Genomic DNA, 23,137 nt, shown 5'->3' with positions numbered 1-23,137 from the left:
TATAAGTAAATTTAGCTAAATTTCTAAACTATGAAAAAACTATTAGTACTAGCCTTATTATTAGTGGCTTGTGGTAACAATACCGAAAAACAAAATTCTAAAATCAAGAATGTCGAAATAGATTTCACTACTGTTTTCGAAAAAAGTGAAGGTTTTGAAACTGCTACTTACCATGAAACCATAAAATACTATAAAGACCTAGCTGATAGTTATCCTGAGATTTCAATTCAAGAAATTGGCTCTACAGATTCTGGAAAACCACTTCATATAGTCACTTTAAACATGAAAGGTTCTGGTGATAATTTTGAGACCCTTCGACAAACCAACAGAATAATATTAATAAATAATGGTATTCATCCTGGGGAATCTGATGGTATTGATGCGACCATGATGCTTTATAGAGATTTGGCTCAAAGAAAAATGAACGCACCAGAAAACACCGTTTTAGTGACCGTACCTATTTATAATGTAGGTGGCAGTCTGAATAGAAACACAACAACTAGAACTAATCAAAATGGTCCAAAAGAATATGGCTTTAGGGGCAATGCAAGAAATTATGACTTGAATAGGGATTTCATAAAAGCCGACACCAAAAATGCGAAAGCTTTTACTCAAATATTTCATTTAGTGCAGCCTGATGTCTTTATTGATAACCATGTGAGTAATGGAGCGGATTATCAATACACCTTGACACATTTATTTACACAGCACAATAAATTAGGAGGTCGTCTTGGTGAATTTATACATACCGAAATGATGCCCACTTTAGAACAAAAACTAGAGGCAAAATCTTGGGACATTACTCCTTATGTTAATGTATTTAATCGCACACCAGATTCTGGATTTACACAATTTTTAGACACACCAAGATATTCCACAGGGTATACAACCTTGTTTAACACCTTGGGTATGATGATTGAAACACACATGCTAAAGCCATACAAACAGCGCGTAGAAGGCACCTACGAATTAATGAAAAGCATAATAGAAATCACCGAAGAACAAGGTAAAAAAATTACTCAACTTAGAAATGCACAAGCCAAATTATGGACAGCAGGCGACACCTATCCATTAACTTGGGCTGTAGATACAAGCCTAACCTCTACCCTAAAATTTAAAGGTTATGAAGGTGAAATGATTCCGAGTGAATTTACAGGTGCCAAACGTTTAAAATACGATCGTTCAAAACCATTTACTAAAGACATTATATATCAAAATTATTTTAAAGCAACGGATTCAATCACCATTCCGAAAGCTTACATTATCCCACAAGGTTGGTACACTGTTATTAATTTATTAAAGTTGAATAATGTAGAATTTACACAATTTAAAAACGATACCACACTTACCGTTGAATCTTATAAAATTGGAAGCTACGAAACTCGAAAATCACCTTACGAAGGTCATTATGCACATTACAAAACAAGCGTCAACAGATCAATAGACAAAGTCTCTTTTAGAAAAGGAGATTATCTAATTTCTACGAATCAAAAATCAATTCGTTATCTATTAGAGACCTTAGAACCTTCAGCTCCTGATTCATTTTTTAATTGGAATTTCTTTGACACGATCCTACAACAAAAAGAAGGATTCTCACCTTATGTATGGGAAGATAAAGCTGAACAGCTTTTAAAGAACAACCCAAAACTTCAAATAGAATATAATATAAAAATTAGCTACGATGAAGATTTTGCTAATAATTGGTATAAACAATTAGACTGGTTACATAAGCAGAGTAAAAATTACGAAAAGGCGCATATGCAGTATCCTGTTTATAGAGCAAAATAGACTTGAATTTATAAACATTTTAAATTAACTTCGTTCAAAATCTGTAATAAGTCATATCAATTAGAACCTTAAACTTTTAAGCAATTACACCTCTTATTAAAACATTAGGTGCCCTAGAATTATTACAGTTAAAAAACAATTATTTATTATGAGAACATTAATTTTAATATTAACCTTTTTAATGGTATTTCCTTTTGTGTCTTGTACATCAAATGATAGCACGAATTTTTCAACTAGAATTAAAGAAGCCGAAACTGCCGCCATTCTACCTGCATTTCGAGGTCTTTATGCTACATCTAACAAGTCCTTAGATGAGTTCAATAATAAAATTAATGAAGCGAAACGATCAATACTTATTCCTATAGTCTATGGACATTATGCCGCTTCAAACAAGTCTTTAGAAGAATTTTCTAGTAGAATTAACGAAGCAAAAGATGCATCGATTGAACCAATGTATAGAGGTATTTACGCTATTTCTGACAAATCAATACAAGACTTTAATACAAGACTCAAAGAAGCAGAAGTAGCTCTCATTTTACCACTATTTAGAGGCCATTACGCTGCTTCTGACAAATCTATTCAAGAATTTATTCTAAAAATCAAAGAAGCTAAAGCCGCTGGAATTTCGACTGCGTATTGTGGTGAGTATGCAGCCTCAGATTATACGCTTAATTAGCACACTAATTTTAAGCAATTCGTCCAAATATGAGACTGCTAGATACAACAAAATCAGTATGAGATATTTTATTTAACTAGTCACATCCTTAAATGTCTATGTAAAGCACGATTCTTGCTGACCTATCTCATTTAAAAATGAAGCCAAATCAATAAATAAAAATATAAAAAACATTTTTTCAACAGCTGTAAAACCAATCAAAAAATAATATACATTTGTTTAAAATTATAATAGCGTAACGCGCTCTAAATGAACAAATATATTGTTGTAAATCAGCCTGAAAAATGGAACTTTTCAATTGATAATATAACCGTAATTTCCTCTCAAGATTACCTTACAAATCCTAAGTATTCCTTATTAAAAAATGCACGAATTTTTAATTTATGCAAGGATTACTCGTACCAATCCAAAGGCTATTACGTATCACTTTTGGCAGAAGCCAGAGGTCACTTACCGATTCCAACTACAAAAAACATTGTAGATCTTAAAGCTTTAAAATTAGTTAGAATCGTTTCTGACGAGTTTGATGATGTTATTCAGCAAAGCCTAAAAAATATAAAGTCGCAAGATTTTACGTTGAGTATCTATTTTGGGCAAAACGTAGCACAGAAGTACAAAAACTTAAGTGCCCTTTTTTACAAGCATTTTCAAGTCCCATTTCTACGTGTGAATTTTAATCATACCACAAAATGGAATATACAAAGTATAAAGGCGATTTCTGAAGCCGAAATTCCAGTAGAACACATATCTAGCGTCCGCGAATTTGCGAATCAATATTTCGCAAAAAAGCGTTACGATACCGCAAAAGTTACTAATTACGACTTCGACTTAGCCATATTAGTTAACCCAAGCGACCCTGCACCTCCAAGTAACTCTAAAGCCTTAAAAAAGTTTATAGAAATTGCGGAAAAGATGAATATCTACGCCGAAATTATTGAGCCTAAAGACTTGTCTCGCTTATCGTCTTTTGATGCGTTGTTTTTAAGACAAAGCACAGAAGTTAATAATGAAGCTTACACCTTTGCTCGAAAAGCACAGCAAGAAGGTATTGCAATAATTGATTATCCGGATGCTATATTAAAATGCTGTAATAAAGTGTATATGGCAGAAGCCATGAACAATGCTAATATCAGCACACCAAAAACAGTTATTGTACATAGCAATAACCGAAATGCGGTCTTAGAACAAACAGGATTACCTTGTGTTTTAAAAGCACCTGACTCTACGTTTTCATTTGGAGTAAAAAAAGCAAAAACGAAAGACGAATACAATGCTTTAGTTACCGAAATGCTAAAGGAGTCTGATTTGATTATTGCGCAAGAATTTTGTCCATCAGATTATGATTGGCGCATAGGCATTATTGACAATAAACCCTTTTATGCCTGTAAATATTATATGGCAAAAGGCCATTGGCAGATTTATAACTGGAAAGCAACGGACAAAAATGAACAAGACGGAGATGCCGATTGTTTACCTATCGAAGATGTACCGAAAAACGTGATTGATATCGCTTTAAAATCTGCAAAACTGATGGGATTAGGACTTTACGGCATTGACATTAAAGTTGTAGACGGCAAACTGATGGTTATAGAAATTAATGATAACCCAAATATAGATTTTGGAGTAGAAGATGCACATTATGGAGATTTGGTTTACACTGAAATCCTTTCAGCATTAAAAAAACGATTAGAATAACACACAGAAGCATCATGTTATGAGTTTCGATTGATCCGAAAAACGATTAATAACCAATAGCATGTGACTATTAAAACACAATATTAAATACATGAAAAAAAAATATCATTTATTCGAAGTTTACGGTATTGAACTCGAATATATGCTTGTTAAAAATGATAGTTTTAAAGTGGCACCACAAGTAGATGAACTTTTAACCCTAAAAGCAGGAGAATTAAAAGCGGACATTGAAAATGGAGACATTGCATGGAGTAACGAATTGGTCGCTCATGTCATTGAACTAAAAACAAACGGACCTACAAAAAACACGGATGATTTAGCAGAGAAATTCCACAAGAATATTCTAGAAATCGATGCACTTTTAAATCCGCTGAACTTACAACTTTTAGGTTCTGCTTCACACCCATTAATGAATCCAAACACCGACACACAACTTTGGAAACATAGCTATAGTGAAGTCTATGCACTTTACAATACTATTTTTAATTGTAAAGGTCATGGTTGGAGCAATGTACAAAGTACACATATTAATTTACCGTTTTATGACGATAAAGAATTTGAAAAACTACACGCAGCCATAAGAATAATTTTACCATTATTACCGGGGCTTTGTGCGAGCTCGCCAATATTAGAAGGCAACATTACAGGTTTTAAGGACACGCGATTAGAATTTTACAAAACCAATCAGAAGGAAATTCCGGAGTTGACAGGTTTGGTTATTCCAGAACGTGTATTTTCAAAATTAGATTATCATGCTACCATTTTTGAACCGATAAAACGTGCGATACGCCCTTATGATAAAAACAAGATTCTAGACCAACACTTTTTAAACTCTCGTGGAGCTATTGCGCGTTTTGACCGCAACGCTATTGAAATTCGTTTAATGGATATTCAAGAATGTCCTAAGGCAGATATTGCTATTTGTGCTTTGGTTATTGAAGTTTTAAAAGCTTTAATCAATAAAAAATTCGGTTCATTAAAAGATCAAAAAGTTTGGACTAAGGATCAGTTGTTTCCTTTTTTAAACGATGCGATAAAACAAGGCGAAGAATCTTTAATTGAAGATGAAGATTATTTAAAATTATTCAATTTGAAGTCATCTACATCCGTAAAAGACGTCTGGAATCATTTGTACCAAACCGTAAAACCGAAAGTACATACATCACATCACCAAGCCATTGAATTGATTTTGGAACAAGGCACATTAGCAACACGATTATTAAAAGCCGTTGGGAATGATACGTCTGAAGCCCATATTATTTCGGTTTATCGTGATATGCAAATGTGTTTAAAAACAAATGAATTATTTCAATCGTGAAACTTCCACAACTAGATTTTTTTTTCGAGAGTATGATTATAAGGACGAACCATGTGACCTAAAAAAACGACACGATTAAACACATGAAACTGATTTTAACATGCGAACATGCAGGAAATGAAATTCCTGAGACTTACGCAAAACACTTCAATAATAAAGCAATTTTAGAATCCCATCGTGGTTATGATTTGGGAGCATTAGATCTGTTTCAATATTTAAAACCGCTGTCGGACGCATCTTATTTTAGTACTACGAGTCGTTTGTTGGTAGAGTTGAATCGGTCATTATTTAGCAAACAGCTTTTTTCAGAATTTAGTAACGGCTTATCTAAAAGTGAGAAATCAGAAATTCTTGAAACATATTATTTTCCTCATAGAACGGAAATTGAATATAAAATAGCAGAATACGTTAAAAACAAACAGCAAGTTCTACATCTCTCTATCCATAGCTTCACCCCAAATCTAAATGGAGAGGAACGTAAAGGCGACATCGGATTACTTTATGATTCACGTCAAAAAAACGAACAAGAGTTTTCCAAACAACTTAAAGCAAAACTTTTACAAGAAAACCCAAATTTAAACGTGCGATTTAATTATCCATATCTTGGAAAAGCGGATGGCTTCACTACTTTTTTAAGAAAGCAATTTCCAAGGAATTATTTAGGGATTGAGATTGAGGTTAATCAGAAGTTAGTCTTTAAAAACAGATTGAATTCAGAATTGAAACAAACCATATTCAAATCACTGAATTGCAGCATCTAAAATCTTTAGTTTTTAAAAATTTCTAACTACCTTACTTTAATTTCAGATTTAAAATATTAAAACGCCAGTATATCTGTTAGCCATAATACATAAAAAAAACAGATCCTGATTTCAATAAATTAATATATAATCAATTATGAAATATTTAATAATTATAATATTCTTAATTTCATTAATCAAGGTTGATGCTCAAAATGAAATTGTAGATGCTAATATTTTCATTCGAGTTTACAATTTAAAAGGTAAAAAAAATTAATAAAGGGAAGATAACGTCTATATCTGAGTCATCAATAGAATTGTACTTAAAAGGAAAAATAATTTCAGTTCCTTTAAGTAACATAGGAAAAATAAAAACCAAACACTCCGCAGGTAATAATATTGTAATAGGGGCGTTAATTGGTGGTGGGTCACTTGCTGTGATAGGATTATTAAGTGGTGATGACAATTCTGGGATCCTTTCTCTTTCAGCAAATGAAAAAGTGTCATTAGGTTTAGTTGGTGGTGGTTTTTTCGGTGCTATTATCGGAGCCATTACGGCTATTTTCAAAAAATCAAAACTTTATATCATATATGGAAGTAAAATGAAATTGAAAGATTTTAAAGAAAAAATAAGCGGTTTTAAACTAAAACACAACATTTCTAAAGCTGCTGAAATAGAATAGTAATTTCCAACAAACCATTTAGGAATTGAGATTGAGGTTAATCAGAAGTTTACTATAAAAAACACGAAGAGTTTAAATTTTCTTAATTTCATAAAGACTTTAAAATCATTATAACATGGCTTTTAGACACTTGAGTTTTTAAAATTTAAAGTTTAAATTCGTTTTAAACTTGATTATAATAAACAATGTCTATAGCCGAACTCTTAAGCAATATATTCTTACCATTATCTTTAGCTATTATTATGTTAGGAATGGGAATGACCTTAACTCCTATAGACTTTACTAGGCTCGTAAAATACCCTAAAGCCGTTTTAATTGGCCTTATTAATCAACTAGTATTACTGCCTCTTATTGGTTTTTCATTAGCGATTGCGTTTAATTTAAGTCCAATAATGGCTGTGGGATTAATAATATTGGCAACCTGTCCTGGTGGCCCAACAAGTAATTTAATCACACAGGTTTGTAAAGGGAATATTGCGTTATCCGTTACCTTAACCGCTATTACTAGTTTTGTAAGTATTGTAACCATACCCTTTATTTTAGCATTTGCATTAAACTATTTTGGCACAGACGAAGCGACTACAATAAAATTACCCATTTTTGATACCATAATTCAAATAATGGGCATAACTGTTATTCCTATTTCTATAGGCATGCTTATTCGTAAATACAAAATAGAATTTGCTTTACGAATGAAAAAACCTATGCGCATTGCATCTACTGTAATTTTCATTTTAGTGTTTATAGCTGTAATTCTTGCAAATTTCGATATCCTAACTACAGCAATGAGAGAAGTGGGTTTAGTGACATTACTATTAAATATAATAACCATGGGACTAGGTTACCTAACTGCTAGATTGTTTAAGTTGAAATTAAAAAACATTATTTCAATTACAGTTGAGAGCGGCATACAAAATGGAACATTAGCTTTTGTAATTGCGACATCATTATTACATAATGTAGAAATGGGCATTCCGACAGGTGCCTATGCCATATGGATGTTTATAACTGGTGGAATATTAATGTGGCAACTTGGAAAAAGACCAGAAGTCGATTCTGAATAAAAAAGGTTTAACAAAAAACACTTACAAAACTATAAAAGACACTTAAACCAAAATTCGAATGTTAGCATAACTATTCTCCAAAGCCTTTTGAGATGCTTTAGCATCTAACCATTCTACTTTAGTAATGCCTTCATTTTCTTGAGGAAATAATTCACCTTCAAAATCAGTAATCATCTCAAACCAATACGTAACCTTTATTCGATGCTTTCCGTTACGTTTAAAAATGTGATACGTTGTTGGTAATGGTTTGGTAATTTTCAACCCTTCAACACCCGTCTCCTCTTCGACTTCTCTTATAGCAGTTTCTTCAATCGTTTCTTTACGTTCGGCCTTTCCTTTGGGTAAGTCCCACTTATCATTTCTATAAATAAAAAGAATCTCGTTTTTAGAATTATAGGCTTTTCCGCCACCTGCAACCACATTGGGTAAAAGCTTCAAAAACTTGCTTAGCAGCTTATCTTCATTCTTATGAATTAAGTGTACAGCTTTTAAATCTGTGTTGTTTAAGGTCTTTATAACCTTACCAATATTTACCGACTTCAAAAGAAAGGATTTAAAATCAGTTTCTTTCTCAGTTTCAGTAGTTAAAATAATAGGTTTATCACCTACATATATTGTGTACATCGTTTAGGTATGTTTCAACTTTCCTTTTGTAAAAATATTATTTTTTATGAGAAACTATTTGAAATGAAATTTATTTTCGATTAAAATTTTCTAACCTTGAAAAATCATTATTTTTGTATCATGATTTTTAACAAAGATACCGCCAAAAAAACAGCCGAAGTTTTATTGCAAATTAATGCTATAAAATTACAACCTAACGATCCTTTTACGTGGGCATCTGGCTGGAAATCTCCAATATATTGCGATAACAGAATTGTACTATCATTTCCGCCTATTAGAAATTATATTAGAGCCACAATTGCCAAAAACATTGAAGACCTATATGGAAAACCAGATGTTATTGCTGGTGTTGCAACCGGAGCTATAGGTATTGGGGCTTTAGTAGCAGAATATTTGAATTTACCTTTTGTTTATGTAAGACCAGAAGCGAAAAAGCATGGTCGCCAAAACCAAATTGAAGGCTATATTGAAAAAGGACAAACTGTTGTTGTGGTCGAAGATTTAATTAGTACAGGGATGAGTAGCCTTAATGCTGTGAAAGCTCTAAAAGAAGCAGAAGCGAATGTAAAAGGTATGGTCGCCATTTTCTCTTATGGATTTGATGTTGCTTCAAAGAATTTTAAAGATGCCAATGTAGAATTACATACACTTGGCAATTACGAAAACCTGTTAGAACAAGCTCTTGAAACCTTCTATATCACCAAAGAGCAACAAGACATTTTAGCACAATGGAACGCCAATCCTAGTGAATGGAACGCTAATTGATATATTTATAGTAGAGTTGTAAAGCTGATACCGTCGTTTTTAGGATTAAATCTTAACGAAACGGAATAACTTAACGACTATACAACAAACATCTTAACACAATACACATGAAATTAGAATCACCTAAAGTAACCTTAGATAAATCCGCAGAAGAAACTTTCAACTTTTTATCTGATGTTAAAAATTTTGAAAGTTTAATGCCTGAAAACATTAGTAAATTTGAAGTTTTAGAAAACGACAAATTTCTATTCGCATTAAAAGGCATGCCAGAGATTATATTAAAGAAAAAGGAAGCCGTTCCTAATACCAAGATTGTTTTAGGTGCTGCAGGCGGAAAGTTAGACTTTGCTTTAGTTGCAGATATCACAGAAACGGAACCGAACAAAACTGAGGTTAAATTAAATTTTGAAGGCGAATTTAACGCTATGATGGCTATGATGATAAAAGGCCCAATCAGTAAATTTATTGAGACTTTAGTTACCAATATGAAAACTGAAGTTTAGTCACAACAAGAAGAAATCAAGATTAACTTAATACAGTAACTTAATCTCTTTAAGGTCGAAGGTTTTAATAATACCATCTTCTGTCCAAACTTGTAATTGACCGTTTTCGGTAACACCTTGGATAATTCCAGAAAAGCTATCATTTTTAGAAGTTCTAAAAGTTGATGGCTTATTTTTTCTAAAAAGGAGGTCTTCGTATTCCGATTTAATTTCAAGAAATTGCTTAGATTCTAATAGATCGAAATGAACCTTAAGTTGTTTTAAAACTTCTGAAAGTACTTCATCCTTATTAAAAATTACCCCCGTTACTAAACTCATAGAAGAGGCTTGAGGCAAATTGTCGAAGAATTTTTGGTTCACATTGAGTCCAAATCCTATTATAGAGCCTTGCAGATTATTGTTTTTTATGACATTTTCAATTAAAATACCACATAATTTGGTGTCTGCTGACAAAATGTCGTTAGGCCATTTTATACGTAATTGAGGTATTTTAAAGCTCCTTAATGCTTTTATAATTGCCAAAGAAACAGCCATACTTATATAAAACTGATCCGTAACATTAAAAAAAGAGAGCCTTTTAAACACACTCGCTGTAAGGTTCTTACCACTTTCTGCTCTCCATTTCGCTCCCATTTGTCCTCGCCCTTTAGTCTGTAATTCGGCGATTACAACAGTATAATCCATAGGTAATGTCGCGGTTGACATATCCTTTAGATACGTATTTGTAGAGTCAATGGCATTAAGTTTGATTATGTACATTTAATAGGCAATTTTATTTTATAGTTTTCTTATGACATTAAGCGCATACAAGAACTAAAAAAATAATAACTTTGCACAAAATTAATACAATTTAATGACGAAAGATAAAATCCCTACAGACCAACTCATTACATCAATTATTGGAGGTATTGAAGATGTTAAAGGAAAAGAGATAACAATATTAGATTTACGAGAAATTGAAAATACTGTTTGTGACTATTTTATAATCTGCGAAGGTTCTTCAAACACGCAAGTAAACGCAATCGTCGGTTCCATACAAAAACAAGTTAGTAAAACACTTAAAGACAAACCTTGGCACGTTGAGGGTACTGAAAATGCCGAATGGGTCTTAATGGATTATGTTAATGTTGTTGTACATGTGTTTCAAAAACACATAAGAGAATACTACGATATTGAAGAACTTTGGGGAGATGCAAAAATAACCAAAATAGAAACAAGTTACTAAAACGAGAAACGCTACGAATGGCTAAAGACAATAAAAATTTAAACAAAAAACCGAAATTAAATCCCTATTGGATCTACGGAATTATCATTGCTATATTCTTATCTATCCAGATTTTTTCTGGTGGATTTGGTGATTCTACAGGCACTCAAACAACTCCTGCTCAATTCTTAGATTATCTAAGTCAAGGAGAAGTTTCAAAAATTGAAATTGTAAATAAAAGAGAAGCTAGGGTTTACTTAACAAAAGAAGCCAAAGAACAATCTAAACATAAAAAAACAGAAACTAATTCTATATTTCCATCTGTTACACCTGTCCCAAACTATAAGTTTGAATTTGGTGATCTTCAGAATTTTGAAAAAGAGGTAAACGAAGTTATTAAAACTAATAGTCTCGAAACAGAACTAGTATATGAAACTGAACATAATGTTTGGGGAGATTTTCTATTAACATTATTACCATTTGTCCTAATTATTGGAGTATGGATTTTTATAATGCGTCGTATGTCGGGTGGCGGTGGCGGCGGAGCTGGTGGTCAGATTTTCAATATCGGAAAATCTAAAGCGAAACTCTTTGATGAAAAAATAGATACGAAGACATCTTTTAAAGATGTTGCAGGTTTAGAAGGCGCCAAAGAAGAAGTACAAGAAATTGTAGACTTCTTAAAGTTCCCTGAAAAATATACAGCTTTAGGTGGTAAAATACCTAAAGGAGCTTTACTTGTAGGACCTCCTGGAACGGGTAAAACATTACTAGCAAAGGCTGTAGCTGGTGAAGCACAAGTGCCTTTCTTTTCACTCTCTGGATCAGACTTTGTGGAAATGTTCGTTGGTGTTGGTGCCTCTAGAGTTAGAGATTTATTTAAGCAAGCGAAGGAAAAATCTCCTTCAATTATTTTTATTGATGAGATCGATGCGATTGGTAGAGCAAGAGGAAAAAATAACATGTCTGGTTCTAACGATGAACGCGAAAATACCCTAAACCAACTTTTAACGGAAATGGATGGTTTTGGTACTAATACTAACGTTATTGTATTAGCAGCAACAAACCGTGCAGACGTTTTGGATAGCGCATTAATGAGAGCAGGTCGTTTTGACCGTCAGATTTATGTAGACCTTCCAGATGTTAGAGAGCGTAAAGAAATTTTTGAAGTGCATTTACGTCCACTTAAAAAAGAAGAGACCTTAGATATTGATTTCTTAGCAAAACAAACTCCTGGTTTCTCTGGGGCAGATATCGCAAATGTTTGTAATGAAGCTGCATTAATTGCCGCTAGAAAAGGAAAGAAATCAGTAAACAAACAAGATTTCTTAGATGCGGTTGATAGAATTATCGGTGGTTTAGAGAAGAAAAATAAAATCATCACTCCAGCAGAAAAGAGAGCGGTTGCTTTCCACGAAGCTGGTCATGCAACGGTGAGTTGGATGCTAGAGCATGCTGCTCCATTAGTAAAAGTAACTATTGTTCCTAGAGGACGATCTTTAGGTGCTGCTTGGTATTTACCCGAAGAGCGCTTAATTGTACACCCAGAACAAATGCTAGACGAAATGTGTGCTGCCTTAGGTGGTAGAGCTGCAGAAAAAGTAATTTTCGATAAAATATCTACTGGTGCTTTAAGTGACTTAGAAAAAGTAACGAAACAAGCTAGAGCTATGGTAACCGTTTACGGACTTAGTGATAAAGTAGGTAACTTAACTTATTATGATTCTTCTGGACAATCAGAGTACGGTTTTACAAAGCCTTATAGTGAAAAAACGGCAGAACTTATAGATCAAGAAATTTCTGATATTATTGAAGAACAATATCGACGTGCTATAGAATTATTAGAGAACAATAAGGATAAGCTAACAGAGTTGGCAGAAGTCTTATTAGACAAAGAAGTTATTTTTAAAGATAATCTTGAAAAAATCTTTGGAAAGCGTGCCTTTGAAAATCCTGCTATTATAAAGGAGGAGATTAAGGAAGCGATTGACGATGTCAAAGAAGAAATTAAGAAGGAGGAGGAGTAAAAACGTCCTCATCATACAATCACATAAAAAACTTAAATTAACCCCATGTTAATTTAAGTTTTTTTATATTTGGGAATCACACCAATTATAAGGATTAATAGCAATTATTGAATGAGCTTATTTCGTAAATTCTTCGGAAAAAAGTCTGAACAGACTGAAGAACACATACCAAATCATGAGCGTGGCAAGTATATGCCTGAAGTAAAGCTACCTGTAGATGAACGATTTACAATCAACTTCAAAGGGAATGGTGGTAAATTTTTGTACTGTGAAAATTTTGAAGAAATTAAAGAAAGTTTTAATGCTATCCTTGATGAAAACAATTGGCACGATGATAAAGTTTTTCTAATTGACCAACGTTTAACTGAATTATTCAAAGATTTCAACCTTAACAGTACAACAAAACTCTCAGAAAGTGCCTATTTTTTATCTACCTGTGAGTATTTAATCTCAGATGATGGTTCATTATTAATTTCTTCTAATCAAATTGCAGAAAAAAAGTTAATAGAATTACCAGATAATTTTATAATCTATGCCACAACGAGTCAGTTTGTAGAAACCATTGGAGAAGGTCTAAAAGGTATAAAAGCAAAGAGCAAAAAGAAAATACCAACCAACATTACTACTATAAAACATTTTAAAACAGCTGACGATAAAGACTTTCTAACTTACGGCAGTAGCTCCAAAAATCTATACCTACTTTTACTAGAAGATTTATAATGAAAGAATTAGCAACAAGAGCCATTTCTGGTGCTATCTATGTATTACTTCTAATAGGTTCTCTTTACTCAGAAGTTACATCCGTTATTTTAATTGGAGTATTTGGGTTTATTTGCCTAACAGAGTTTAGTCGTCTTATAAAACTAAAATCTTATATACAATATATTATTTTTCTTATTTTATATGGAGGGTTTTGGTATTTGAGCGTACAGAGTTCTACAAACTTAATAGGTGACGAAGTCACTCAAATCCTATTAGTAATTACCATATTTGTCAATCTTATTTTAATTAAAGACTTATTTGCTTCTAAACGGATTCCTCTTTTTGAATCCAAACGTTTTATCGTAGCAGCTTTTTATTTAGCTAGTGGTTTTGTGTTCATGCTACTCATCTCTAATTATCTTAATGAATTTACTCCACTGTTGTTACTAGGCTCATTTATTCTTATTTGGGTTAACGATAGTGCAGCTTATATGGTTGGAAAGAATTTTGGGAAACAAAAATTATTCCCAAGTATATCACCAAAGAAAACGGTTGAAGGTTTCCTTGGCGGTTTATTTTTTGCCTGTATATCGAGTTATTTTATAGCATTATATACCGAAACACTTAACTTTACACCCTGGTTAATCTTAGCTATTATCGTTAGCGTGTTTGGTACATTTGGAGATTTAATAGAATCAAAGTTTAAGCGCCAAGCCGGAGTTAAAGATAGTGGTGCTATTATGCCAGGACATGGAGGCCTTTTAGATCGACTAGATAGTATTATCTTTGCCGCTCCATTTATATATTTATTTTTAAGAATTATTCACTTTTAAGAGATTTAAACTATGTTTCATAAAGAAGGTCACAAAATTATTTTCATAACACTCGTTATTGTTGTGGGTTCATTTTTTTTAATTGATGAATTTGTTGTTAATGAATGGTTAAGAAAAGGACTAATGTTAGCCATTTTAGCATTCTTCATTCTCATTTTACAGTTTTTTAGAAACCCTAAAAGAAATACGCATTCTAACGAAAAACAAGCTTTATCTCCTGTAGATGGCAAAGTTGTAGTTATAGAGGAAGTTGAAGAAAATGAGGTTTTTAAAGACAAACGTATTCAAGTTTCAGTATTTATGTCTCCTATCAATGTACATGTTACACGTTACCCAATTTCTGGAAATGTGACATTTAGCAAGTACCATCCTGGAAAATTCTTAGTCGCTTGGCATCCAAAAGCAAGTGAAGAGAATGAGCGTACTACCGTAGTGGTTGAAAACGAACATTTTGGTAAAGTGTTATACCGACAAATCGCTGGTGCATTAGCGAAACGTATCGTTAACTACGCTAAGGTCGATACTAGAATCGAACAAGGCACTGATTCTGGATTTATAAAATTTGGCTCGCGTGTTGATTTATTCTTACCTTTAGATGCAGATATCAAAGTAGAACTGAATCAAAAAGTTCGTGGTGGTGAAAGTATCATCGCAGAAATGAAATAAATGACTTCCGAAGAATTAGACATAGAATTTAAAGATGCTGTAGATCGTGTAAACGACCATACGGAACCTTTTCCTGCTGATTTTTTACTTCGTCTCTATGCCTACTTTAAAAAAGCAACGAATAATTATGATCGACCAAGCAGTCGTAAACCCATAATTAATGCATTTAAGGCCAATGCTTTATTTCAAATAAAAGACATTACTAAAGATGAAGCCAAACAAGAGTATATTAATCTTGTAAATAATTACTTTTTGTACCGAACGTAATACAATTATACCTAGCATAATTCTAAAATAATGTGTACGTGCCAAAAAATGATATTGTATTTTTTGCATTAATATTAACGTGTGATCCAAGACGCATATTTTTTTCAAAATAATAATTTACTCCAAGTGCAAACTTATCATAGTTTAAACCAACACCTATATAAGCATTAAAATTCTTTGTATTGCTTGCTAATTTTCCTTCAAAATTATTACTTGCACCTTCTAACTCTTGAGAATAATCTGAAGAAACAATAACATTATTTGAATATGCTAGGTGTGTAAAAATCTTTGTTTTTTCATTAATGTTCATATAATATCGTACTCCTAAGGGTAACTCAATAAATGAAACTGAAGATACATCTACCACATAATTAAAACTATAATAATCAATTCTTTTACTTCCAGATAAATTAGACATACTTTGGTAATTAGGCGAGGTAAATACACTCCATTTATTCCTATTTAAACCTAAAAACACCTCTATCTCAGCGCCAATAGAATAATTGGTCTGTTGACCGAATTCAATGGTCGTACCGCTATTTGTAACATCCACAGTTCCACTTCCACCACTTGGCGGTAAATTGTATCCAAAATCATAAGCATATGTGTTAGATACTGATGAGTGTAAGTTTATTCCTCCAAAAACTTTAAACTTTAAATAAGCTTTATATCTATTGTCATAAATATTATCGGAATTACTTCCTTTACAACTATTATAGTCCAAGAAAAGCTTCGTCAAATCACTTCTACTATACTTTAAATTATTATATGTGCTTACAGTAAAAGTTTCACAGTCTAAATTTTTATAAAGCTCTTTTCTAAATAGATTCGATGCTTTGACATTCTTAGATTTATCCTTTTTTGTAGGTACTGATAAATACATTAAACGATTATCATTAAGCTGATAAAAGAAATAACTAGATTTATTAACGTATTCTAATAGTGAACCATCTCCCTTTATTAATACTTTTAAAAACACTAGTTTATCAACTATAGGTGTATTTAAATCCTCTGATAACTGATGCCTCACATAGTATATATCCGTATTTAAAATAGCAAATTCTATGACATCACTAATGGTTGACGTTTTTACTTCATCGGATTGAGTTAATTTATACCGAAAGTTTACCGGAGATTTTATCCAATCCTCATTTTTTATCAAACAGCTAATTTTTTTATTATCTTCTGTGATAAAATAGCCTTCTTGGTAATTAATTTGAGCAATAACCGACGTTGTAATAAATAAAAAAACGAATAGTATAGGTTTCATAAAAAGTAAGATTGGAGTTATATAATAAAAATAATTTGCTACTAATATAGCTTTTTAACGTTAGTAAATAAAAACACACACATATTTATTATTAGAAGCTCATTAATCCCTTATTAAAGGCATCGTAGAGCATCGTAATAAGCCTTCTTGTTTTGCGATTTCAGCATAAGGAACTTCTTCTACTGTAAAGCCATTCTCTCGCAACCAAGTGTTCAAGCGTGTGAAGTTCTGTTCAGAAATAATAACATCTTCCGAAATCGAAAACACATTACTATTCATACTATACATTTCCTCTTTTGTAATTTCGAATACATTTTCTTTCCCGAAGAAATTCAGCAACCATTCATATTCCCTTTCAATTAAGAATCCATTTTTATGAAGTATCGCTTTATCTTTTCCTATAGGTTGAAAACAACAATCTAAGTGAAGTGCATTTTCTTTAGGATCCGTATTTGACTTGCGAAGTTCAAATGCTTTCACAGTTTTATGTGGAAATAATTCTTGAATAGCAATTACAGCATCCATATTAGTCCTCGCTGTAATATAATCTGAATAGTCTTCACCTGAATAGGTGCCTATAAACACAAAATCATTCCAAGGCATCACATCACCTCCTTCAACATGGCATTCCTCTGGTAGAATAATAATGTTCTCTTCCCCTATTTCCTCAATCACATGATGAATCGCTTCGTACTCTCTCTCTCTATCTGGTAATATATTAGCTTTTATCAATTTATCTTCGATAACAAAAGCTATATCTCTAGAAAATATTTGGTTATAATCTTTAATCACTTCTGGTCTATACACTTTAATATAATATTTTTCAAACACCTTAGCCACAGCATCCATTTCCTTTTGCATATCGCTTTCTTTCGGATACGTGCCTGACTTTATGTGTTGTATAGATTTAGGATCGTAAGCCTCATCAATTGATGGAATAGCACCAATACTTTCGGCTGTACCTAGAATAACAGCTCTTAGACGTGAAGTTTCGTTTTGTATATTAAGTTTCATATGTTACTTTTTATGCTTTTCATCAATCATTTGTTATTGCCTAAACATAATTTAGTCAGTGTACTCAATTAGTTTTCATCGCTATTTTCAAATGACTAAAAACAGAAAAAGCTCCATAAATATCTATGAAGCTTTTATTTATTAATTCAAAGAATTATCTCTTCTCAATAGACTTAAAGTCTCTATGAGTTTCTCCTATGTATAATTGTCTTGGACGACCAATAGGCTCGTTACGCGTGCGCATTTCTTTCCATTGTGCAATCCAACCTGGTAAACGCCCCATAGCAAACATTACAGTAAACATTTCTACCGGAATTCCCATAGCTCTATAAATAATACCAGAATAGAAATCTACATTTGGATATAGTTTTCTTTCTACGAAGTATGGATCTTCTAAAGCTTCTTTAGCTAAACCTTTTGCGATATCTAAGATAGGATCTTCAATACCTAAATCTGCTAATACTTCATCAGCTGCCTTCTTAATAATAAGAGCTCTAGGATCAAAGTTTTTATACACTCTGTGACCAAAACCCATTAAACGGAAAGGATCATTCTTATCCTTAGCTTTCGCCATATACTTCTTTGTATCTCCTCCATCAGCTCTTATAGCTTCAAGCATTTCTAAAACAGCTTGGTTAGCACCACCATGAAGCGGACCCCAAAGCGCAGAAATACCAGAGGCAAGCGATACAAACAAACCTGCATGAGAAGAACCAGCGATTCTTACTGTTGACGTAGAACAATTCTGTTCGTGATCTGCATGTAAAATTAAGAGTTTATCTAAAGCATTTACTAAAATTGGATTTTGTTCGTAATCACCACTTGGGCTCTTAAACATCATCTTTAATAAATTCTCAACATACCCTAATTTATTGTCTCCGTAATCTAAAGGAAGACCATTCTTCTTACGCAATGTCCAAGCTACTAAAACAGGGAATTTAGCTAATATTCTAACAATAGCTTTATACATTTCCTCTTCAGAACTAACATCTACCGTAGATGGGTAAAATGCAGTAAGCGCACTAGTTAAAGAAGATAGCACTCCCATTGGATGTGCAGATTTTGGAAATGCATCTAAAATCTTTTTAATATCATCATCAACAACCGAATGTGCTTTAATATCAGAATCAAATTTTGACAATTGTTCTTGCGTTGGTAATTCACCGAAAATTAGAAGGAAAACAACTTCTAAAAAACTAGCTTTCTCAGCTAATTCTTCGATAGAATACCCTCTATATCTTAAAATGCCTTTTTCACCATCTAGAAACGTAATAGCACTTTCACAACTTCCTGTATTTTTATAGCCTGGATCTAAGGTAATAACACCACCAGTTGAACCTCTTAAACTTTTAATATCAATAGCAACTTCGTTTTCTGTTCCATTTATAATAGGGAATTCATACTTTTCGCCATTAATTTCTAATGTAGCTTTATCTGACATATTTTCTTTTCGGATTTTAATAAATTATAAGGATTGTAAATTTACGAAATATCAAACGATTTCGAAAGGAGATTTATAACGGTTTTAACAATTTCAGAGAGTTGAATTAAATTGCTATTATTTTAGAAATTTGAAAGACAAAAAATGGTGTTATTTTTACTCATAATTTGAAATATGAAACAGTTTATCTTACCTCTTTTTTTCTTAATATTTAGCTTTAATTATGTGTCTGCGCAAATTGTAAATGTAGAATCCTTAAGACGTGTTTCTGATACATCGAAATGGTCAGGGTCTGCAAGTTTGGATATTGGACTCATAAAAAACACACAGTCCATTTTTAAAATCACCAACAATTTGAGGCTTCAATATAATTTTGAAAAGAATCTTTATCTTTTTATAAATGATTTAAAGCTTGAGCAAATAGAAAACAATTCTTTTGTAAACAAAGGCATTCAGCATTTTAGATATAACAGAAAAATCACAGAACGTTTAAAGCTTGAAGTTTTTGCTCAAAGTCAATACGATGCCATTTCTGATATAAAATTTAGAGGATTATTAGGTGTGGGTCCAAGATTTAAACTCTCTAAAAATGACAATTACAGGTTTTATTTAGGTACACTTTTAATGTTTGAACACGAAGAATCATCAGACCAAAGTATAGAAATCCTAAAAGATTTTAGAAGTAGCGTCTATTTTTCTTGTAGTTTATATCCTTTAGAAAATATATCTATAGTGAGCACTACATATTACCAACCGCTATTGAAACAATTCTCTGATTTTAGAATTTCTAATCAAACGTCTCTCGGTATTAAAGTCTTAAAGAATCTACTCTTTAAAACCTCATTCACCTATAATTTTGATGCAAGCCCTATTCTTGGCATACCTAAAACACAATATGAGTTGACTAATGGTATTGTTTATTCGTTTGATTAGAACGCATAAAAAAACCATCTAAAATTTAATCTTTTAGATGGTTTCGTATTTATAATAAGTTTGAAAATTTATGCTTTCACCTTAAAAGCATTCGCTCCAGGAAAATAAGCAACACTTCCTAATTCTTCTTCAATACGTAATAACTGATTGTACTTAGCCATACGATCACTACGAGACGCGGAACCTGTTTTAATTTGTCCACAGTTTAATGCTACGGCTAAATCGGCTATAGTATTATCTTCTGTTTCACCAGATCTATGAGACATTACTGATGTATAACCAGCGTTATGTGCCATGTTTACTGCTGCAATCGTTTCAGTTAATGTACCAATTTGATTCACTTTAATTAAAATAGAGTTAGCAATACCTTCTTTAATACCTCTTTCTAAACGCTCTACATTAGTTACAAACAAATCATCACCAACTAATTGTACTTTATCTCCAATTAATTCAGTTAAATATTTAAATCCTTCCCAATCGTTTTCATCCATACCATCTTCAATAGAAATAATAGGATATTTACCAGCTAATTCAGCTAAATATTCAGCCTGTTCTTTACTTGTTCTGATCACACCAGAATCACCTTCAAATTTCTTATAATCGTACTTGCCATCAACAAAGAATTCTGCTGCTGCACAATCTAAAGCGATTTTTACTTCGTCACCAAATTTATATCCAGCATTTTCTACTGCTTTTGCTATAGTATCTAATGCATCTTCAGTTCCACCTGGTAAGTTAGGTGCAAAACCACCTTCATCACCAACTGCTGTACTTAAATCTCTATCGTGTAATACTTTTTTAAGATTATGGAAAATCTCAGTTCCCATTTGCATCGCATGTGTAAAGTTCTTCGCTTTTACAGGCATAATCATAAATTCTTGAAAAGCAATAGGAGCATCACTATGAGAACCACCATTAATAATGTTCATCATTGGTAATGGTAGCGTATTTGCTGAAACTCCACCAACATATCTGTATAATGGCATACCTAATTCATTTGCTGCAGCTTTAGCAACCGCTAAAGACACACCTAAAATAGCATTAGCACCTAATTTTGATTTGTTTGGAGTACCATCTAATTCAATCATCATTTGATCGATAGTATTTTGTTCGAAAACAGAAACTCCTAATAATTCTTGAGCTATTGTAGAATTTACATTTTCAACTGCTTTTAAAACTCCCTTACCCATGTAAGTATCTCCACCATCTCTTAACTCAACAGCTTCATGCTCTCCTGTAGATGCACCAGATGGCACAGCTGCTCTTCCCATAATACCATTTTCTGTGGTCACATCAACTTCTACTGTTGGATTTCCTCTGGAATCAAAAATTTGTCTTGCGTGTACATTGATAATAATGCTCATTATTTCTTAATTTAAGTTATCTATAATTTTAAAGCTTACAAGGTTATTACACCTCATAAGGTACCCAAATTTACGAAAATCTATGGCGCAAAACTTGACAAAAATCATATTTATGATTAATGATTACGATAATGATTTCGTAACTAAAAAAACGCAATAAAATGGGTGTTTTATTGCGTTTTTGGTATTATTTGTTTTTTATATTCTCTATAAACTGGTCAAATAGATATAGCGAATCATTTGGTCCGGGACTTGCTTCTGGATGATACTGTACTGAAAAACAGTTTTTGTCTTTTATCTTTATTCCTGCAACCGTATGGTCATTTAAATGCACATGCGTAATTTCTACATTATCATTGGCTTCGGTTTCTTCTCTATTAATAGCGAAACCATGATTTTGCGATGTGATTTCACCTTTACCTGTTAGTAAATTTTTCACCGGATGATTGATCCCTCTGTGACCATTATGCATTTTGTAAGTTGAAATTCCATTTGCCAAAGCAATCACTTGATGTCCTAAACAAATTCCGAATAAGGGTTTGTTATTCGCTATGATTTCTTTAGCTAAATTGATCGCATCAGTTAACGGTTCTGGATCACCAGGACCATTAGACAAGAAATAGCCATCTGGATTAAAACCTTCTAAGTCTTCAAATTTTGCATTATATGGAAATACTTTAATGTAAGCATTTCGCTTAGCCAGGTTTCTAAGAATATTCTTTTTAATACCGATATCTAAAGCTGCAATCTTATATGTTGCGTTTTCATCACCAACGAAATAAGGTTCTTTAGTTGACACCTTTGATGCCAATTCTAAACCTTTCATTGAAGGGAATTCTGCTAGTTGCTTTTTAAGCGTCTCAATATTATCAACCTCAGTTGTAATCACAGCATTCATAGCGCCATTATCTCTAATGTAGCTTACCAATGCTCTGGTATCGACGTCTGCAATGGCTAAGGTATTATGCTTTTCAAAGAATTCTTCTAAAGAGGCATCTGCTGCAGGTCTGGAATAATTAAAACTAAAGTTTTTACATATTAATCCCGCAATTTTAACATCATCAGATTCTGATTCATCTTCCTTGGTTCCGTAATTACCAATATGCGCATTAGTAGTGACCATTAATTGACCATAATACGAAGGGTCTGTAAAGATTTCTTGATAACCAGTTGTACCTGTATTAAAACAGACTTCACCAAAAGCAGAACCTTCTTTTCCTATAGACTTGCCATGAAAAATTGTTCCATCTGCTAATAAGATTAGCGCCTTTTTTCTTTGTATGTACTTCATTGGTGCGTTAGTTGTTTGTTGTTATGTTGTTTATTATTGAGCTATTTTGAACCTTAAAGGTTTTTCGATACCTATAAAATCTTTTCTGCGTTAAGGATTGAAGCATTGTTGAAACTCCTAAAAGAGAGCGACTACCGAAAGCCTGACTCTACGTAGCTTTTTCACGAAGTAGAGTAACGCCCATATGACCAATCAATAATTTTACAAAAGTCCAAAAAAAAGGATAAACTGAAACAGTCTATCCTTTTTATTTATTAATGCTTATTAAC

The 23,137-nt window shown here is 32.5% G+C and carries 23 protein-coding genes; 16 read left to right on the top strand and 7 right to left on the bottom strand.

The annotated features are described in order from the left end of the window. Positions 1-30: 30 nt before the first annotated feature. From BLT80_RS15400 to BLT80_RS15370, 7 genes are all read left to right on the top strand, one after another. Positions 31-1,788, top strand: coding sequence for a M14 family metallopeptidase (locus BLT80_RS15400; protein ID WP_092469569.1), 1,758 nt, complete (start codon positions 31-33; stop codon positions 1,786-1,788). Between the two features lie 148 nt (positions 1,789-1,936). After that, positions 1,937-2,464: a hypothetical protein gene (locus BLT80_RS15395; protein ID WP_092469567.1), complete on the top strand. Its 528-nt coding sequence runs from the start codon at positions 1,937-1,939 to the stop codon at positions 2,462-2,464. A gap of 249 nt (positions 2,465-2,713) precedes the next feature. After that, on the top strand, positions 2,714-4,159 hold the full coding sequence (locus BLT80_RS15390; protein ID WP_092469565.1) for a RimK family protein: 1,446 nt from the start codon (positions 2,714-2,716) through the stop codon (positions 4,157-4,159). A gap of 91 nt (positions 4,160-4,250) precedes the next feature. After that, on the top strand, positions 4,251-5,477 hold the full coding sequence (locus BLT80_RS15385; RefSeq protein WP_092469563.1) for a glutamate-cysteine ligase family protein: 1,227 nt from the start codon (positions 4,251-4,253) through the stop codon (positions 5,475-5,477). An 83-nt stretch (positions 5,478-5,560) separates the two neighbouring features. Continuing rightward, complete coding sequence (locus BLT80_RS15380; RefSeq protein ID WP_092469561.1) at positions 5,561-6,238, top strand: N-formylglutamate amidohydrolase; 678 nt, start codon at positions 5,561-5,563, stop codon at positions 6,236-6,238. 296 nt (positions 6,239-6,534) lie between these two features. Beyond that, positions 6,535-6,900: a hypothetical protein gene (locus BLT80_RS15375; protein ID WP_092469559.1), complete on the top strand. Its 366-nt coding sequence runs from the start codon at positions 6,535-6,537 to the stop codon at positions 6,898-6,900. A 185-nt stretch (positions 6,901-7,085) separates the two neighbouring features. Next, positions 7,086-7,964 (top strand): bile acid:sodium symporter family protein, encoded by an 879-nt coding sequence (locus tag BLT80_RS15370; RefSeq protein ID WP_092469557.1) that lies wholly within the window; start codon positions 7,086-7,088, stop codon positions 7,962-7,964. Positions 7,965-8,006: 42 nt separating this feature from the next. Here the strand turns inward: BLT80_RS15370 and BLT80_RS15365 are convergent, their stop codons facing one another. Next, positions 8,007-8,588 carry an NUDIX hydrolase gene (locus BLT80_RS15365; protein WP_092469555.1) on the bottom strand — a complete coding sequence of 194 codons (582 nt, stop codon included), beginning with the start codon at positions 8,586-8,588 and terminating at the stop codon, positions 8,007-8,009. A gap of 120 nt (positions 8,589-8,708) precedes the next feature. Between BLT80_RS15365 and pyrE the strand changes: the two genes are divergently transcribed. Then, positions 8,709-9,353 carry an orotate phosphoribosyltransferase gene (pyrE, locus tag BLT80_RS15360; protein WP_092469553.1) on the top strand — a complete coding sequence of 215 codons (645 nt, stop codon included), beginning with the start codon at positions 8,709-8,711 and terminating at the stop codon, positions 9,351-9,353. Positions 9,354-9,460: 107 nt separating this feature from the next. Then, entirely contained in the window at positions 9,461-9,856 is a 396-nt protein-coding gene (locus BLT80_RS15355) for an SRPBCC family protein (RefSeq protein ID WP_092469551.1), read from the top strand. A gap of 27 nt (positions 9,857-9,883) precedes the next feature. Here the strand turns inward: BLT80_RS15355 and BLT80_RS15350 are convergent, their stop codons facing one another. Next, a complete protein-coding gene (locus BLT80_RS15350; protein WP_092469549.1) occupies positions 9,884-10,615 on the bottom strand; it encodes a biotin--[acetyl-CoA-carboxylase] ligase in 732 nt (243 codons plus the stop codon). A gap of 94 nt (positions 10,616-10,709) precedes the next feature. Between BLT80_RS15350 and rsfS the strand changes: the two genes are divergently transcribed. The 6 genes from rsfS (at position 10,710) to BLT80_RS15320 (ending at position 15,555) form a co-directional block, all read left to right on the top strand. After that, a complete protein-coding gene (gene rsfS, locus BLT80_RS15345) occupies positions 10,710-11,081 on the top strand; it encodes a ribosome silencing factor (protein ID WP_092469547.1) in 372 nt (123 codons plus the stop codon). Between the two features lie 17 nt (positions 11,082-11,098). Then, positions 11,099-13,087, top strand: a complete 1,989-nt coding sequence (gene ftsH / locus BLT80_RS15340; RefSeq protein WP_092469545.1) for an ATP-dependent zinc metalloprotease FtsH — start codon at positions 11,099-11,101, stop codon at positions 13,085-13,087. A gap of 111 nt (positions 13,088-13,198) precedes the next feature. Next, complete coding sequence (locus BLT80_RS15335) at positions 13,199-13,807, top strand: LUD domain-containing protein (RefSeq protein ID WP_092469543.1); 609 nt, start codon at positions 13,199-13,201, stop codon at positions 13,805-13,807. Beyond that, entirely contained in the window at positions 13,807-14,622 is an 816-nt protein-coding gene (locus BLT80_RS15330) for a phosphatidate cytidylyltransferase (protein ID WP_092469541.1), read from the top strand. Before BLT80_RS15335 ends, BLT80_RS15330 begins: the two co-directional genes overlap by 1 nt. Before the next feature lie 12 nt (positions 14,623-14,634). Continuing rightward, positions 14,635-15,288, top strand: a complete 654-nt coding sequence (locus tag BLT80_RS15325; RefSeq protein WP_092469539.1) for a phosphatidylserine decarboxylase family protein — start codon at positions 14,635-14,637, stop codon at positions 15,286-15,288. Further along, positions 15,289-15,555, top strand: coding sequence for an acyl-CoA-binding protein (locus tag BLT80_RS15320; protein WP_092469538.1), 267 nt, complete (start codon positions 15,289-15,291; stop codon positions 15,553-15,555). A gap of 22 nt (positions 15,556-15,577) precedes the next feature. Here BLT80_RS15320 and BLT80_RS15315 read toward each other — a convergent pair whose 3' ends face one another. From BLT80_RS15315 to BLT80_RS15305, 3 genes are all read right to left on the bottom strand, one after another. Continuing rightward, positions 15,578-16,825, bottom strand: a complete 1,248-nt coding sequence (locus BLT80_RS15315; RefSeq protein ID WP_092469536.1) for a hypothetical protein — start codon at positions 16,823-16,825, stop codon at positions 15,578-15,580. Positions 16,826-16,927: 102 nt separating this feature from the next. Beyond that, positions 16,928-17,839, bottom strand: coding sequence for a dimethylarginine dimethylaminohydrolase family protein (locus BLT80_RS15310; protein ID WP_092469534.1), 912 nt, complete (start codon positions 17,837-17,839; stop codon positions 16,928-16,930). 154 nt (positions 17,840-17,993) lie between these two features. Continuing rightward, positions 17,994-19,280, bottom strand: a complete 1,287-nt coding sequence (locus BLT80_RS15305) for a citrate synthase (RefSeq protein ID WP_092469533.1) — start codon at positions 19,278-19,280, stop codon at positions 17,994-17,996. A gap of 174 nt (positions 19,281-19,454) precedes the next feature. Here BLT80_RS15305 and BLT80_RS15300 point away from each other — a divergent pair, with 174 nt between their 5' ends. Then, positions 19,455-20,213, top strand: a complete 759-nt coding sequence (locus tag BLT80_RS15300) for a DUF481 domain-containing protein (RefSeq protein WP_092469531.1) — start codon at positions 19,455-19,457, stop codon at positions 20,211-20,213. 68 nt (positions 20,214-20,281) lie between these two features. Here the strand turns inward: BLT80_RS15300 and eno are convergent, their stop codons facing one another. Together eno and carA are read right to left on the bottom strand one after the other, a co-directional pair. Next, positions 20,282-21,577 carry a phosphopyruvate hydratase gene (gene eno / locus BLT80_RS15295; protein ID WP_092469529.1) on the bottom strand — a complete coding sequence of 432 codons (1,296 nt, stop codon included), beginning with the start codon at positions 21,575-21,577 and terminating at the stop codon, positions 20,282-20,284. Between the two features lie 187 nt (positions 21,578-21,764). After that, complete coding sequence (gene carA / locus BLT80_RS15290) at positions 21,765-22,868, bottom strand: glutamine-hydrolyzing carbamoyl-phosphate synthase small subunit (protein WP_092469527.1); 1,104 nt, start codon at positions 22,866-22,868, stop codon at positions 21,765-21,767. Positions 22,869-23,137: the final 269 nt, after the last annotated feature.

The sequence above is a fragment of the Winogradskyella thalassocola genome, from assembly GCF_900099995.1.
GTDB classification, from domain to species: domain Bacteria; phylum Bacteroidota; class Bacteroidia; order Flavobacteriales; family Flavobacteriaceae; genus Winogradskyella; species Winogradskyella thalassocola.
Note: the sequence above shows the minus strand (reverse complement) of the source record. Positions and strands in the feature narration are given on the sequence as shown.